We start from the raw sequence: 15,136 nt of genomic DNA on the forward strand, positions 1-15,136 counted from the left end.
TTGCCATGGCTCGGCGCCGGTCGACGTGACAGCAGGGAGAGTTCACAGGTATGGCGTTCATCCACCGCACCACCATGGAGCCCGGCAAACTGGAGCTGCTGGCGGGCTGGTTGCCCTCGCGGAGTTGGTACCGGGGTGCGGGCGCGCCCGAGTTGGCGAAGGCGGGCGGTTTCCGGCTGGACGATCCGCGGGGCGAGGTCGGTGTCGAGTTCATGGTGGTGACGGACGGCGCGGACGGCGGCGGCCCCGTCACCTATCTGGTGCCGCTCACCTACCGGGGCGCCCCGCTGGAGGGTGCCGCGGAGGCGCTGGTCGGGACGTCGGAGCACGGTGTGCTGGGGCGGCGTTGGGTGTATGACGGCTGCCAGGACCCGGTGCTGGTGGCCGAGTTGGCCGCGCTGGTGGAGGGGCGGGCGGAGCCGCAGGCGCAGGGCGAGAGCGACACCCCCGACCGGGACATCGTCCGCTCCTTCTCGGGTACGCCGACGCCCTCGGGTGCCGTGGTGCCGGGTGCGGCGGCCGACGGGACAGACGGTACCGAAGTGCCGTTGCCCGGCGGGGAGTTGAGGCTGCACCGGGTGCTGACCCCGGCGTCCGACGGTGCCGGTACCCCGCCCGAGGGCGCCCTCGGCCATGTCGCGGGCCACTGGCGACTGCCCGACGGCACCCCGGTACGGGGCCTGTTCGCGACGGTCCACCCGGCACGTTCCGGGGCGTGAGGGCGTACAGGGTGGAGCGGGGCGTGGATGAGGTGGGCGGGGACGCGGGCGATGGGTGGCCGGATCGGGTCGGGGAGACCTCGCTGAGCATCCGGGTACCGGCGGCCGATCCCCTGGTGCGTACCGGTTCCACCGGGCATGTCACGGTGCTCTACCCCTTTCTGCACCACTCCCTCATCGACCGCCCGGCCCAGGCCGCGCTCGCCGAACTCCTCGCCGGACAGCGGGAGTTCACCCTGGGCTTCAGGGAGTTCGGACGCTGGCCCGGAGTGCTCTACCTGGCGCCGGAACTGGCGGACCCGGTACGGGCGCTGACCAAGGCGGTACGGGAGCGGTGGCCGGCCGCGGTGCCGTACCGGGGGATCTTCGGGGAGGGGCTCGATCCGCATCTGACGCTGGCCGTCCACGACGCGCCGGGCACCCCGCCCGGCGTCCACGACGCGCTGGAGGCGGCGGCCCGGCCCGCGCTTCCGCTGTCGGTGCGGGTGCGCGAGGTGCAGTTGGCGGTCTTCGACGGGGCGGGGTGGCGGGAAGCGGCCTCGTACCGGCTGGGGGTCTGAGGTCCGCCGAAGAGCGGCCAACTCCCCCCTCCCCACCTGCCGTTCATCGCCCGCCTGGTCCGTAGCCGTTGTCCGCAGCCGCCCGTACCAGGAGAATGCGCATGACAACTGCACACCCCCTACGGACCGAAGAGGACCCCCCACATGAACAAGCCTCTCCTCTGTGCGCTCAGCTCGGTACTGATCCTGGGCGCGGGCGCCGCCCCCGCGGTGGCCGGCCCCCACCACGACCGCGGCCACGGCAAGCACCACCACTCCCAGGACGTCGACTTCAGCGGCACGGTGGCACTCAGCAACTGCTCCGGCTCCGTGGTCCGGATGCCCGACTCGCAGCCCACCGACCCCGCCCTGGTGCTGTCCAACGGGCACTGCCTGGAGAGCGGGATGCCGGGCGCCGGCGAGGTCCTCACCGACCAGCCGTCCGACCGCAGCTTCACCCTGCTGGACGCCGCCGGCAAGGACCTCGGCACCGTCCAGGCGGACAAGCTCGCCTACGCCACCATGACCGACACCGATGTCTCCCTGTACCAACTCACCAGCACCTACCAGGAGATAGCCGACCAGTACGGCATCGAGCCGCTGAACGTGTCCGACCAGCACCCGAAGGAGTCCACCGCGATCAGTGTGGTCTCCGGGTACTGGAAGAAGATCTACAGCTGCGACGTCGACGCCTTCGTCCATGAACTCAAGGAAGGCGACTGGACGTTCAAGGACTCGGTGCGCTACACCTCCGCCTGCGACACCATCGGCGGCACCTCCGGCTCCCCCGTCGTCGACTCCGCCACCCGGGAGGTCGTCGCGGTGAACAACACCGGCAACGAGGACGGTGAGGAGTGCACCATGAACAACCCCTGCGAGGTCGACGAGAACGGCGAGGTCACCGTCCACCAGGGCATCAACTACGCCCAGCAGACGTACCTCATCCCCGCCTGCATCGGCGCCGGCAACAAGCTCGACCTGGAAGCCGAGGGCTGCACCCTGCCCAAGCCGTAAGGGCTAGAGAACTCTGAGGAGCCGGCGGGCGGCGGTCAGCGCGCCCGCCAGCTCCTCGGGGCGCGGACCCAGCCCGTCCAGCAGGGCGTCCACCGCCCGCAGCCCGGCCCGGTCCAGCAGCGTCTTCTCGTTGGTGACCCACTCACCGCGAGCGGCCAACTCCGCGTGAGCCGCCTGCATCGCGGCGGTGGCCAGCGCCCCGGCCACCTCGGTACGCCGCCCGTACGGGGCGTGGTGGGCCTCCGCGTAGTGCAGGGTGAGCGCGGCCCGGCCCCGCCACTCGGTCTCCGCGCTCCGGCGCAACGGCTCCGGATAGCCGTCCGGGTGGGGCAGCCGGCCGCGCAGGGTGCGATTGACGGCCAGCTCGGCCACCACCAGATAGCTGGGGATGCCGGCCAGATGGAACATCAGCGGCTCCCAGTGGAACCGCCCCGCCCGCGCCTCGGCCAACTCGTGCTCCACCACGTCCAGATCGCGGTAGTGCACATCGGTACGCCGCCCGTCGACGGTGAGCCAGGCACCGCCGTTGAAGACACCGCCACCCCACTCCCCCACCTCGGACACCTCACCGGGCCAGCCCACCGCCCGCAGCTCCGCCGGATCGAAGGCACCCCGGTAGTAGACCGCCACGTCCCAGTCACTGTCCGGCCGATGCCTCCCCTGCGCCCGCGAACCCCCCAACGCGACCGCCCGCACCCCCGACAACCCCATCAACCGCCCGGCCAACCCCGCCAGAAACTCTTCGTCCCCACACTCACCCACCATGACCGCGGACCGTACCAGCCACCCGCACCGACCCCCGACACCTCGTCCCCCAGCCCCAACCACCGCCCCCGCAAGGCCAGTTCAGCCGTAATGCTCCGTGAGCGCCGCCCGTCCGGTCCGCGGGAGGTCCAGGCCTCGATGCACTCCGCCGCGGGCAGCCCCTTCTCCGCCGAGGCCCGCGTGGCCGCCCACCCCACCGGTCCCCGGCCTCAGCCGACGGTCCTGCCCCGGTCGACGGCTGCACGGTCCCACGCCAGGAACGCTCTCCTCGCCCCGCACCGCGGATAGGCCGGGCGGAACGGGGCGGCGGCTGGCCTCGGTGAACGGTCAGAGGCCGGCGTCCGCGGCAGCCGCGGCGAGCACCTCTCGGAGCATGGCCGGGGTGAGCCGCCCGGTGGCCACATTGCGGTGGCTGACGTGGTAGCAGCCGTGCAGGACGAGCGGCGCGCCCCCGTCGCGAGCGGCCAGGACGGTGCGGGTGCCGTGGCCGAAGGCGGGGCGCGGCCGGGGCACCGTCCACGCGGTCCCGGCGAACGCGGGCAGCGCTGCCTGCCAGCCGAACCCGCCGAGGATGACCGCGGCCTTCAACACGGGCCGCAGCAGGCCGAGTTCGGCGGTGAGCCAGGACCGGCAGGTGTCGCGCTCGCCGGGCGTGGGCCGGTTGGCGGGCGGCGCGCAGTGCACCGGCGCGGTGATACGGACCCCGCGCAGACGGAGGCCGTCGTCGGCGCTGACCGAGGTGGGCCGGGACGCCAGGCCCACCTCGTGCAGCGCGGCGAAGAGGACGGCGCCCGAGGGGTCGCCGGTGAACATCCGGCCGGTGCGGTTGCCGCCGTGCGCGGCCGGCGCCAGACCGACGACCAGCAGCGAGGCGTCCGACGGCCCGAAGCCCGGCACCGGCCGCCCCCAGTACGTCTGCTCACGGAAGGCGGCACGTCGGGTCCGGGCCACCTCCTCGCGCCACTCCACGAGGCGCGGGCAGGCCCGGCACCCGGTGATCCGCCGGTCCAGCTCACCGAGACCGTCCATGCGCCCACCGTACGACCGCGGCCGGGGCGACCGCCGGGCGGGCCGCAGACCGTAGGCTCCGGGGCATGGGTGCTGAGGGTTCGGTGCGGGTGGACAGTTGGATCTGGTCGGTGCGGCTGGTGAAGACCAGGTCGATGGCGGCCACTGCCTGCCGCGGCGGACATGTCCGGGTCAACGGGGAGCGGGTCAAACCGGCGTACGGCGTGAAGCCGGGCGACGAGGTGCGGCTGCGGCACGCGGGGCGCGAACGGATCGTGGTGGTGAAGCAGGTCCTGCGCAAGCGGGTCGGCGCCCCGGAGGCCGTCGAGGCGTATGTCGACAACAGCCCGCCGCCCCCGCCGCGGCAGGCCGTCGCCCCGGCCGGCGTCCGGGACCGCGGCACCGGCCGCCCCACCAAGCGCGACCGCCGCGAACTGGAACGCCTCCGCGGCCTCCACGACCCGGAAGCCTGAGCGGACCAGGGGGTGTCTCCCCGAGCTTCGTGGATCAGCCTGCGTGCCAGGGGCCGCGGGCCCGCGAAGATCGGGGAGACACCCCCTACGGCGTGGGCACGGCGCGGACCCAGGTGCCGTCCTCGGTGAGGTACCGGTCCACGGCGAGGCCCGCCTCGGCCAGCGTCGACTCGAACTCCTCCCGGGTCAGCGGCCGGGAGCGGAAGACCTGCGTCCAGACCGCGTCCGGGAAGACGTACTCGATGCGCAGGGCGTTCACACCGTCGCCGACCGGCTCCGCGGACAGTGTGCGGACGGTGAAGCCGCGCGGGTCGGTGCGCTCGTGGGGGATGCGCCGGTGCCAGTCGAGGCCCTCGCGCTGGATCAGGACGCAGCCGTCCTCGGCCACATGCCGCCGGCAGGTGTCGAGCAGGCCGCGCCGGACCCGCGGGTCGCCATGGTGGACCAGATAGGAGCCGAGGAGCACCGCGTCGAAGCGCTCCCCCAGCTCCAGGTCCTCGATCGGGGACCGCACGGTGCGGGCGCCGCGAACGTGGGCCAGCATCTCGGCCGACTCGTCCACGGCGGTGACGGTGAACCCGCGGTCCAGCAGCGGATGGGTGATCCGCCCGGTGCCGCTGCCCAGCTCCAGGATGTGCGCCCAGGGCGGCACCGCCCCGGCCACCACCTCGGGCTCCTCCCCCGCGGTGAGGCGCGCGTACAGCTCGACGGCACAGCCGTCCGGCGCGATGGCGCCGGGACCCGTGCCCTGGTATCCCTCTCGCATGTCTCCGGTCATGCGGTGCCAACGAGCGGGGTCCCGGGCGGCGTTCCCCGCCGGGTTTGGGACGGGCGCGCGCCGGCCGCACACTGGGGAGTACTGGAGGTGGTGACCCGGGGTGCGTACCGGAAGTGAGCCGGCGACCGCGCGCAGTGCGCTGCGGATGCGGTTCTGGCTGAGCCTGTGGGGACTGGTGTGGTTCATCGCCGGAACCGTCGGCTTCGTCCTGGTGGGACAGCCCGGGTGGGCCGCGGTGTGCGGGGCGCTGTGGCTGGTGGCCACGGTGGACCTGGCGCTGGTCGTGCGGCATATCCGCCAGGGCCCGCACTACCAGCCGGGCCGCGACATTCCGCCCTACTCCCCGCCGGCGCCGCGCCGTTGAGGGGTCAGCCGCGCCGAGCGCGGGCGGTCAGCTCGGCCCACACCTCGTGGACCCGGCGGTGCAGTTCCGCCAGCGGCACATCGTTGTCGATGACGATGTCGGCGATCGCGCGGCGCTGCTCCCGGGTGGCCTGCGCGGCCATCCGCGCCTTGGCGTCATCCTCGGTCATCCCGCGCAGCCGTACCAGCCGGTCGAGTTGGGTCTCCGGCGCCGCGTCGACCACCACGACCAGGTCGTACAGCGGAGCCAGCCCGTTCTCGGTGAGCAGCGGCACATCGTGTACGACGATCGCGTCCTCGCCCGCGGCCCGCTCCAGCTCCACCGACCGTGCCCGTACCAGGGGGTGCACGATCGCGTTGAGGCGGGCGAGGCGGTCCGGGTCGGTGAAGACCAGGGCGCCGAGCCGCGGCCGGTCCAGCGAACCGTCCGCGGCCACCACCTCGGGCCCGAACTCCTCGGTGACGGCGGCCAGTCCGGGCGTACCGGGGGCGACGACCTCGCGGGCCACCCGGTCCGCGTCGACCAGCACCGCACCGCACTCCACCAGCAGCCGGGACACTTCGCTCTTACCGGCGCCGATGCCCCCGGTCAGGCCCACTCTCAGCATGGGCGCAGCTTAGCCGGGGCGGTCGGGGCGGCGGCGGGGGCGGTCAGGCGTCCCCTTCGCGTTCGGCGAGGAAGCGTTCGAAGGCGTTGCCGATCTCGTCGGCGGAGGGAATGTCGACCGGTTCCGCGAGCATGTTGCCCCGGCTCTCGGCGCCCGCCGCCGCGTCGTACTGGTGCTCAAGTCCCCTGATGAGCGAGACCAGTTCCTCATCGCCCTCGCGGACCTGCCGCTCGATCTCGTTCTGCGTGCGGTGCGCCTCGGTACGCAGCGCGTGCGCGATCCCCGGCAGCACCAGCCCGGTGGCGGCGGTGATCGACTCCAGTACGGTGAGCGCCGCGTCCGGATAGCCGGAACGGGCCAGGTAGTGCGGGACATGGGCGGCGACCCCGAGCACGTCCTGCCCTTCCTGCATCAGCCGGTACTCGATGAGGGATTCGGCGCTGCCGGGGATCTGCGCCTCGTCGAAGGGGCTGGCGTGCCCCGGGACCAGATCGGCCCGGTTGCCGTGCGGGGTGAGGCCCACCGGGCGGGTGTGCGGGACGCCCATGGGAATGCCCTGGAAGCAGACCGAGAGCCGCACCTGGAGACGCTCCACGATCTGCCGTACGGCGACCGCGAAACGCTCCCACTCGACGTCCGGTTCCGGTCCGGACAGCAGCAGGAAGGGGGCACCGGTGGCGTCCTGCACCAGCCGTACCTCGATGGTGGGCACCTCGTAGTCGGTCCAGCGGTCGCCGCGGAAGGTGAGCAGGGGGCGGCGGGCGCGGTAGTCGATGAGCCGGTCGTGGTCGAACCGGGCCACGACCTGGTGCGGCCGTTCGTCGAGGAGGGCCTCGACGATCTGGTCACCGGTCTCGCCGGCGTCGATGTATCCGTCGAAGTGGTAGAGCATGACGAGCCCGGCCGACTCCTGCGCCAGCGCCAGGTCCACCGCGGCGAGGCCCTTGGGCTCCCACGAGTACAAATCCTGCGGATCAAGCAATGTGACCGCTCCTCCTCATCTCACTCCACCAGAACACCCACCCACCCCCACCCATTCCCCAACCCGAAAGGGGCGCGCCATTCCCCAACCCGAAAGGGGCGCGGGGAACTGCGCGAGCACCCACGGCGGACCCGCACCCGACAGCGCACCGCACATCCGCACCGCACGTCCGCACCGCAAGATCCGCACCGCCCAAATCCGCCCAGCCCCACGCACAGTGGGCCCGTACCCCCCGAGGGAGATACGGGCCCACCGTTCAATCAGTTACCGGAGGAGCGGAGCGCTCAGCTCTGCCCGCCCGCCAGCTTCTCGCGAAGCGCGGCAAGCGCCTCGTCCGAGGCCAGCGCACCGGAGTTGTCCTGCGACTCCGAGGAGTACGAACCGCCACCACCGGCAGCGGCGGCCGGAGCAGCGGTGTCGCCACCCTCGGCAGCGGCCTGGGCGTCGGCCTCGCGGGACTTGATGACCTGCGCCTGGTGCTGCTCGAAGCGGGTCTGCGCCTCGGCGTACTGGCGCTCCCACTCCTCGCGCTGCTTCTCGTACCCGTCGAGCCAGTCGTTGGTCTCGGGGTCGAAGCCCTCGGGGTAGATGTAGTTGCCCTGGTCGTCGTAGGACGCGGCCATGCCGTACAGGGTCGGGTCGAACTCGACGGCCGTCGGGTCGGCGCCGAAGGACTCGTTGGCCTGCTTCAGGGACAGCGAGATCCGGCGGCGCTCCAGGTCGATGTCGATGACCTTGACGAAGATCTCGTCGTTGACCTGGACGACCTGCTCCGGGATCTCCACGTGGCGCTCGGCCAGCTCGGAGATGTGGACCAGGCCCTCGATGCCCTCGTCGACGCGGACGAACGCACCGAACGGAACCAGCTTGGTGACCTTGCCGGGGACGACCTGGCCGATCTGGTGGGTCCGGGCGAACTGCTGCCACGGGTCTTCCTGGGTCGCCTTGAGCGACAGGGAGACGCGCTCGCGGTCCATGTCGACGTCGAGGACCTCGACGGTGACCTCCTGGCCGACCTCGACGACCTCGGAGGGGTGGTCGATGTGCTTCCAGGACAGCTCGGAGACGTGGACCAGACCGTCGACGCCACCCAGGTCCACGAAGGCACCGAAGTTGACGATCGAGGAGACCACGCCGGAGCGGACCTGACCCTTCTGGAGGGTCGTGAGGAAGGTCTGGCGGACCTCGGACTGGGTCTGCTCCAGCCAGGCACGGCGGGACAGGACCACGTTGTTGCGGTTCTTGTCCAGCTCGATGATCTTCGCTTCGAGCTCCTTGCCCACGTAGGGCTGGAGGTCGCGGACGCGGCGCATCTCGACCAGGGAGGCCGGGAGGAAGCCGCGGAGGCCGATGTCGAGGATGAGGCCACCCTTGACGACCTCGATGACGGTACCGGTGACGATGCCGTCCTCTTCCTTGATCTTCTCGATGGTGCCCCAGGCACGCTCGTACTGCGCGCGCTTCTTCGAGAGGATCAGGCGGCCTTCCTTGTCCTCCTTCTGGAGAACAAGGGCTTCGATCTCATCGCCGACGGCGACGACCTCGTTGGGGTCGACGTCGTGCTTGATCGAGAGCTCGCGGCTCGGGATGACACCTTCGGTCTTGTAACCGATGTCGAGCAGGACCTCGTCCCGGTCGACCTTCACGATGACGCCGTCGACGATGTCGCCGTCGTTGAAGTACTTGATCGTCTCGTCGATCGCGGCGAGGAAGGCTTCCTCGTTACCGATGTCGTTGACCGCTACCTGCGGGGTGGTGGCGGTGGTCTCGGTGCTGCTCGTCATGTGGGAAAGGGCTCCGGTACGGACATTGAGTCGTAGGTACTGCTTACGCCAGGAGCCTGTTTCGCTCTGCAGAAGCCGGACAGCCTTGGAGGCGCGCTTTCCGTTCTCCACCGGTGTCACCAGCGGGAATGAACGTCTGCGCCTCGACAACCGAGGGGACATGCAACAGATGCGAGCGCAGCCTGCTCTGTCTGAAGCGCGCAGGCCCGCAGCGCAACTTGTAGCATACGGGGGCGGCCGGAGCGGGTCAATGCGCCAAGGGGCATCCCGGTCCATCCGGCGACGGAACCCCGCATACCGGTCTGGTGGGACGCCCCGGTGGCGGAGCGCGGGCCCCCGCCGAGCGGCCGGTCCGCGTGTTCGACCGGAGAATACGACTATGGAGCAGATCATCCAAGACCCCGGAACGCTCGCGATGGACGCTCAGGCACCGGCCGCCGAGGATCCCGAGCCGACGGCGACCCGCCGTGCCGCCTCCGACGCGGAGAGCAGCCGGGCCAGCCGCGGCTGGTGGGACCGGAACGCCGACGACTACCAGCGCGAACACGGCGCCTTCCTCGGCGACGACCGCTTCGTCTGGGGCCCCGAGGGCCTGGACGAGGCCGAGGCCGGGCTGCTGGGTCCGGCGGATTCACTGCGCGGCCGGCGGGCGCTGGAGATCGGTGCCGGGGCCGCGCAGTGCTCCCGCTGGCTCCGGGCCCGGGGCGCCGACGCGGTGGCGCTCGACCTCTCGTTCCGGCAGTTGCAGCACGCGACGCGGATCGGTGACGGCGACGGCGGTGACGGGGCGGGCCCGGTGGGGCTGGTGCAGGCGGACGCGGGTGCGCTGCCGTTCGCCGACGGCGCCTTCGACCTGGCCTGCTCCGCGTATGGGGCGATGCCGTTCGTGGCGGAGCCGGTGGTGGTGCTGCGGGAGGTGCGGCGGGTGCTGCGGCCGGGCGGGCGCTTCGTCTTCTCGGTGACCCACCCGATCCGCTGGGCCTTCCCCGACGAGCCGGGCCCCGAGGGCCTCTCCGTCGCCTCCTCCTACTTCGACCGCACCCCGTACGTGGAGCAGGACGAGCAGGGCGAGGCGGTGTACGTGGAGCACCACCGCACCATCGGCGACCGGGTGCGGGATGTGGTGGCGGGCGGCTTCCGGCTGGTCGACCTGGTGGAGCCGGAGTGGCCGGACTGGAACGGCCAGGAGTGGGGCGGCTGGTCCCCGCTGCGCGGCCGTCTCATCCCCGGTACGGCGATCTTCGTCTGCGAGCGCCCGGCCTGAACTCCCCAACTCGGGCCCGCCGCACGGTGGGTGAGACTGGGGGCCTGACACATGAGGACGAGTGGCGGGCGCTGCCGGTACGGGAGGCGCTGCCGGAACTGCGGGCGGCGCTGGGGCGGCACGGGTGCGCGGTGCTGACCGCTCCTCCGGGGACGGGGAAGACGACGCTGGTGCCGCCGGTGCTGGCGGGGCTGCTGGACGGCGGGCCCGAGCGGCGGGTGGTGGTGGCGGAGCCGCGGCGGATCGCCGCCCGGGCCGCGGCCCGCCGGATGGCGTGGCTGCTCGGCGAGGAGCCCGGCGGCCGGGTCGGGTACACGGTCCGCGGCGAGCGGGTGGCGGGTCCGGGGACGCGGGTGGAGGTGGTCACCACCGGGGTGCTGCTCCAACGGCTCCAGCGGGACCAGGAGTTGGCCGGGGTGGACGTGGTGGTGCTGGACGAGTGCCATGAGCGCCATCTGGACGCGGACACGGTGGCCGCGTTCGTACTGGACGTACGGGCGGCGCTGCGGCACGAGTTGGAGTTGGTGGCGGCCTCGGCGACGACGGACACGGAGGGGTGGGCGCGGCTGCTCGGGGACGCGCCGGTGGTCGCGGCGCACGGCACCGCGCATCCGGTGGAGGTGGTGTGGGCGCCGCCGACCGTCGCGGTACGGCCGCCGCACGGGATGCGGGTCGATCCGGCGCTGCTCGCCCAGGTGGCGCGGACGGTGCGCCGGGCGCTGCGGGAACGGGACGGCGATGTGCTGTGCTTCCTGCCCGGGGTGGGCGAAATCGCGCGGGTGGCGGGGCAGTTGGGGGAGCTGGGCGGGGTGGAGGTGCTTCAGGTGCACGGGCGGGCGCCGGCCGCGGTGCAGGACCCGGTGCTGTCGGGCGGCGCGGGCCGGCGGGTGGTGCTGGCCACCTCGGTGGCCGAGTCGAGCCTGACGGTGCCGGGGGTGCGGGTGGTGGTGGACTCGGGGCTGGCCAGGGAGCCGCGGGTGGACCAGGCGCGCGGGCTGAGCGCGCTGACCACGGTGCGGGCCTCACGGGCGGCCGGGCGGCAGCGGGCGGGCCGGGCCGGGCGGGAGGCGCCGGGCACGGTGTACCGCTGCTGGGCGGAGGCGGAGGACGGGCGGCTGCCGCGGTTCCCGTTGCCGGAGATCCGGGTGGCGGACCTGACGGCGTTCGCGCTCCAGGCCGCCTGCTGGGGTGATCCGGACGCCTCGGGTCTGGCCCTGCTGGACGCTCCTCCGGCGGGGGCGATGGCGGCCGCGCGGGAGGTGCTGGGCGCGGTCGGCGCGGTGGACGCCGCGGGCCGGGCCACCCGCCGCGGGACGCTGATGGCCCGGCTGGGACTTCAACCGCGGCTCGGCCGGGCCCTGTTGGACGCGGCACCGAGGACGGGGGTGCGGCCGGCGGCGGAGGTGGTGGCCCTGCTGTCGGAGGAGCCGCCGCGTTCCTACGGGGACGATCTGTGCGCGGCGTGGCGGGCGGCCCGGCGCGGCGGCGACGGTTACGGGGCGCGCTGGCGGCAGGAGGTCCGGCGGCTGGTGTCGGCGCTGCGTTCGGCGGAGGTGCCGCGGGGGGTGGAGGGGGTGTCGGGTGAGGACGCGGTGGCGGGTCTGGTGGCGGCGCTGGCGTATCCGGACCGGGTGGCTCGGGCGAGTGGCGGCTCGTATCTGATGGTGTCGGGGACCCGGGCGGAGGTGGGGGCGGGGAGTGCGCTGGGCGGTGCGGCCTGGCTGGCGGTGGCGGTGGCGGATCGGCCGGTGGGGGCGGGGTCGGCGCGGGTGCGGCTCGGTGCGGTGATCGACGAGGTGACGGCGCTGGACGCGGCGGGGGCACTGGCCGGGGAGGCGGTGGAGGTGCGCTGGGCGGACGGTGAGGTGCTGGCGCGGCGGGTGTCGCGGCTGGGTGCGGTGGAGTTGGCGGCCCGCCCGCTGGGTGCGGAGGCCGAACCGGCGTTGCTGCGGGCCGCGTTGCTGACCGGGCTGCGGGAGGAGGGGCTGGGGTTGCTGCACTGGTCGCGGGAGGCGGTCGGGTTGCGGCAGCGGCTGGGTTTCCTGCATCGCACGCTGGGTGGGGCGTGGCCCGGGGTGTCGGACGGGGCGCTGCTGGAGCGGGCGGACGAGTGGCTGGAGCCGGAGTTGGGGCGGGCGCGGCGCCGCTCGGACCTGGCGCGGATCGACGCGGGGCAGGCGCTGCGCCGGCTGCTGCCGTGGGCGACGGGTGAGGCGGCGCGCCTGGAGGAGCTGGCGCCGGAGCGGTATGAGGTGCCGAGCGGTTCGCGGGTCCTGCTGGACTACTCGGGCGGGCAGCCCGTACTGGCGGTGAAACTGCAGGAGTTGTTCGGTCTGGCGGCGACTCCGGAGGTGGCCGGGGTGCCGGTGCTGGTGCATCTGCTGTCGCCGGCGGGACGTCCGGCCGCGGTCACGGCGGACCTGGCGTCGTTCTGGGCGGAGGGCTACCGCGCGGTGCGGGCCGAACTGCGCGGCCGCTACCCCCGCCACCCCTGGCCCGAGGACCCCGCCACGGCCCGGCCCACCCGCCACACCAACGCCCGGCTCCGGGAACGCTGAGCGGGCCGGGTCGCGCGACCCGGCCCGCCCGACGTGCTGTCTGTCTAGGCCGCCGGGGCTGCGGCGACCTTGAGTTCGACGGTGAGGGTGGCGCCGCCCTCGGTGGTGAGGCGGAGCAGGAAGGTGCCGGTGGAGTCGTCGGCGTAGAGCTCGGGGAGTTCGAGCAGGCCGTCGGCGCCGGTGGCGAGGTTGAGGGTGCGTACCGGCTGGCCCTCGGCGTCCTTGAAGTACGGGCCCTTGTCGTTGGTGCTGCCGTCCTCGGCGGACTTGACGAGGGTGGCGGTGGTGCCGACCTTGGGCGCGTCCTCGTCCTGGTAGGTGGCCTTGACCTCGACCGGGTCGGCGAAGGCGCCGCCCGCGGTGCTGGTGTACTCCTTGTCGTCGGTACGGGCCAGCTTGTCGGCCTGCCGGGCGGTGACGGTGGCCTTGACGTCCACCGCGGGGACCTTGCTGCCGACCACGGTGGCCCGGATCGTGAAGTCCCCTGCTTTCTCACCGGCCTTGAGCACCGGAGCGGTGGCGACGCCCTTCTTGTCGGTCTCCACTGTCGCGGCGGACTTCCCGTCCTCGAAGACCGCGTCGGTGGTCCCGACCAGGCTGAACCGCACCCGCACACCGGGGGTGGCCTTGTCCTGGTAGGTGGCCTTCGTCTGCACGCGGTCGGTGAACGTACCGCCGGCGGTGCTGGTGAAGTCCTTGTCGTCGGCGCGGGCCAGCTTGTCGGCCTGGCGGGCGTTGACCGTGGCCTTGACGTCCACGGCGGGCAGCTTGCGGCCCACCACGGTGGCCCGGACGGTGAAGTCCCCTGTCTTCTCACCGGCCTTGAGGACGGGGGCGGTGGCGATGCCCTTGGCGTCGGTGCGCACGGTGGCGGTGGTCTCGCCGCCGTCGAAGACCGTGTCGGTGTCGCCGACGATGGTGAAGCGGACGCGGACCTTGGCGAGCGCGGTACCGGCCTCGTCCTCGGTGCGCGCCGCGACCCGGTCGGCGAAGGACTCGCCCGCGGTGGCGGTGACCGCGGCGTTGCCGGCGTTCTCCAGTTGGGCCACGCGCTCGGTGGGCGTCGGGGTGGGCTTGGGGTCGTGGGAACCGCCGCCGCCGCCGGAACCGGAGCCGCCGCCGGAACCGCTGCCGCCGCCGGAGCCGCCGCCCCTGCCCGGGTCGGTCGGCGAGGGGCTCGGGTGGGTGGGCGTCGGGGTGGGCGTGGTCGGGGTGCGGCCGCTGGGCAGACCGTCGGAGCCGTCCGGAACGCCGTGCCCGCCGCCCTTGCGGTAGAACTCCATCCAGGCCAGCACGGTGGAGAGGTAGTCCTGCGAGTGGTTGTAGCTGAGGATCGCCGCGTGCAGATTGCGCTCGTCGGACAGGTCGCGGCCGGAGGCGCACAGATAGCGGGCGGCGGCGAGCGAGGCGTCGTACACGTTGTTGGGGTCGCGGCGGCCGTCGCCGTTGCCGTCGGCTCCCCAACCGTGGTGCTCGGGGCCGCCGGTGGCCCAGGTGGAGGGGATGAACTGCATGGGCCCGACGGCCCGGTCGTGCTCGGTGTCGCCGTCGTAGGCGCCGCCGTCGGTGTCGGTGATACGGGCGAAGCCGTTGCCGTCGAGGACGGGGCCGAGGATCGGGCGGAGGGTGGTGCCGGCCTTGTCGACCCGGCCGCTGCTGGCGTGCCCGGACTCCACCTTGCCGATGGCGGCGAGGAGTTGCCACGGCAGCTTGCACTGGGGCTGCGTCTGCCGGACCGCGCTCTCCGCCTTCTTGTAGGCGTCGAGCACGGTCGCCGGTATGCCGGACCCGGCGGCGTCCGGGGGCGTCTTGCCGCCGGCGGGCGGGGCGGGGCTGTGCAGCGGCGGCAGGTCGGTGTAGTAGGGGGAGTCGCCGGTGGCGGAGGACGGGGGTTCCTCGGCGGGCGGCGGGGTGGAGCCGGTGTTCCGGTCGTCGGAGTGGGTGACCGGGGTACCGGGGGCCTGCGATGCGGAGAGCGCCGCGATCGCGGCCGCCGCCACCGCGGTGGTCACCGCTCCCCTGCGCAGCCTCTTGCCGAATTGCGCCGCCATGCCCAACACCCCTCCGTCGACGGTCCGGTGCGCCGTGCGGCGTTCCCCTGGCCGGTTCCCGACTCCTCGCGTCGGGCCTTCGGCGACTGGCACGGCAGCGTGGGCGACCTTACGGCAACTTCCTGTGTACGGGCACCCGTTGATGTCCGTAATCCGGGGATTGCGGGTGACTGATGTACCGGGAATTCGGCTGGATCCGGGGGCTCGGAGCGCGTTCCGCCGCCGGAGTC

Annotated in this window: 13 protein-coding genes and 1 pseudogene; 7 read left to right on the forward strand and 7 right to left on the reverse strand. The window is 73.2% G+C overall.

What is annotated here, in order from left to right:
- Positions 1-50 precede the first annotated feature (50 nt).
- The 3 genes from ACFVST_RS22845 to ACFVST_RS22855 all read left to right on the forward strand — a co-directional run bounded on the left by ACFVST_RS22845 (position 51) and on the right by ACFVST_RS22855 (position 2,272).
- Positions 51-719 carry a 1,4-alpha-glucan branching protein gene (locus ACFVST_RS22845; RefSeq protein WP_390155026.1) on the forward strand — a complete coding sequence of 223 codons (669 nt, stop codon included), beginning with the start codon at positions 51-53 and terminating at the stop codon, positions 717-719.
- The gene (locus tag ACFVST_RS22850; RefSeq protein ID WP_390155027.1) at positions 716-1,279 is read left to right on the forward strand and encodes a 2'-5' RNA ligase family protein; all 564 of its coding nucleotides are present in this window, start codon (positions 716-718) and stop codon (positions 1,277-1,279) included. Before ACFVST_RS22845 ends, ACFVST_RS22850 begins: the two co-directional genes overlap by 4 nt.
- Before the next feature lie 144 nt (positions 1,280-1,423).
- Positions 1,424-2,272, forward strand: a complete 849-nt coding sequence (locus ACFVST_RS22855) for a trypsin-like serine peptidase (protein WP_390155030.1) — start codon at positions 1,424-1,426, stop codon at positions 2,270-2,272.
- A 3-nt stretch (positions 2,273-2,275) separates the two neighbouring features.
- Here ACFVST_RS22855 and ACFVST_RS22860 read toward each other — a convergent pair whose 3' ends face one another.
- Both ACFVST_RS22860 and ACFVST_RS22865 read right to left on the reverse strand, forming a co-directional pair.
- A complete protein-coding gene (locus ACFVST_RS22860) occupies positions 2,276-3,037 on the reverse strand; it encodes a nucleotidyltransferase domain-containing protein (RefSeq protein WP_390155033.1) in 762 nt (253 codons plus the stop codon).
- Between the two features lie 327 nt (positions 3,038-3,364).
- Complete coding sequence (locus ACFVST_RS22865; RefSeq protein WP_390155036.1) at positions 3,365-4,066, reverse strand: uracil-DNA glycosylase; 702 nt, start codon at positions 4,064-4,066, stop codon at positions 3,365-3,367.
- Between the two features lie 80 nt (positions 4,067-4,146).
- On the opposite strand from ACFVST_RS22865, the pseudogene ACFVST_RS22870 reads away from it, so the two are divergent.
- Positions 4,147-4,518, forward strand: a pseudogene (locus tag ACFVST_RS22870) (RNA-binding S4 domain-containing protein); the annotation flags it as partial.
- Between the two features lie 85 nt (positions 4,519-4,603).
- Here ACFVST_RS22870 and ACFVST_RS22875 read toward each other — a convergent pair.
- Complete coding sequence (locus ACFVST_RS22875) at positions 4,604-5,284, reverse strand: class I SAM-dependent methyltransferase (protein WP_390155039.1); 681 nt, start codon at positions 5,282-5,284, stop codon at positions 4,604-4,606.
- A gap of 112 nt (positions 5,285-5,396) precedes the next feature.
- Between ACFVST_RS22875 and ACFVST_RS22880 the strand changes: the two genes are divergently transcribed.
- The gene (locus ACFVST_RS22880) at positions 5,397-5,660 is read left to right on the forward strand and encodes a DUF6343 family protein (RefSeq protein WP_390155042.1); all 264 of its coding nucleotides are present in this window, start codon (positions 5,397-5,399) and stop codon (positions 5,658-5,660) included.
- Positions 5,661-5,664: 4 nt separating this feature from the next.
- On the opposite strand, the gene coaE is transcribed toward ACFVST_RS22880, so the two are convergent.
- The 3 genes from coaE to rpsA form a co-directional block, all read right to left on the reverse strand.
- Positions 5,665-6,267, reverse strand: a complete 603-nt coding sequence (gene coaE / locus ACFVST_RS22885; RefSeq protein ID WP_390155045.1) for a dephospho-CoA kinase — start codon at positions 6,265-6,267, stop codon at positions 5,665-5,667.
- A 43-nt stretch (positions 6,268-6,310) separates the two neighbouring features.
- Positions 6,311-7,249 carry a PAC2 family protein gene (locus ACFVST_RS22890; protein WP_390155048.1) on the reverse strand — a complete coding sequence of 313 codons (939 nt, stop codon included), beginning with the start codon at positions 7,247-7,249 and terminating at the stop codon, positions 6,311-6,313.
- A gap of 284 nt (positions 7,250-7,533) precedes the next feature.
- Positions 7,534-9,033: a 30S ribosomal protein S1 gene (gene rpsA / locus ACFVST_RS22895; RefSeq protein WP_390155051.1), complete on the reverse strand. Its 1,500-nt coding sequence runs from the start codon at positions 9,031-9,033 to the stop codon at positions 7,534-7,536.
- A gap of 379 nt (positions 9,034-9,412) precedes the next feature.
- On the opposite strand from rpsA, the gene ACFVST_RS22900 reads away from it, so the two are divergent.
- Together ACFVST_RS22900 and hrpB are read left to right on the forward strand one after the other, a co-directional pair.
- On the forward strand, positions 9,413-10,297 hold the full coding sequence (locus ACFVST_RS22900) for a class I SAM-dependent methyltransferase (protein WP_390155054.1): 885 nt from the start codon (positions 9,413-9,415) through the stop codon (positions 10,295-10,297).
- A gap of 26 nt (positions 10,298-10,323) precedes the next feature.
- Entirely contained in the window at positions 10,324-12,855 is a 2,532-nt protein-coding gene (gene hrpB / locus ACFVST_RS22905) for an ATP-dependent helicase HrpB (protein ID WP_390155056.1), read from the forward strand.
- 44 nt (positions 12,856-12,899) lie between these two features.
- Here the strand turns inward: hrpB and ACFVST_RS22910 are convergent, their stop codons facing one another.
- Positions 12,900-14,906 (reverse strand): lytic transglycosylase, encoded by a 2,007-nt coding sequence (locus tag ACFVST_RS22910; RefSeq protein WP_390155059.1) that lies wholly within the window; start codon positions 14,904-14,906, stop codon positions 12,900-12,902.
- Positions 14,907-15,136: the final 230 nt, after the last annotated feature.

The organism is Streptomyces sp. NPDC058045 (genome assembly GCF_042885635.1).
GTDB lineage: Bacteria > Actinomycetota > Actinomycetes > Streptomycetales > Streptomycetaceae > Streptomyces.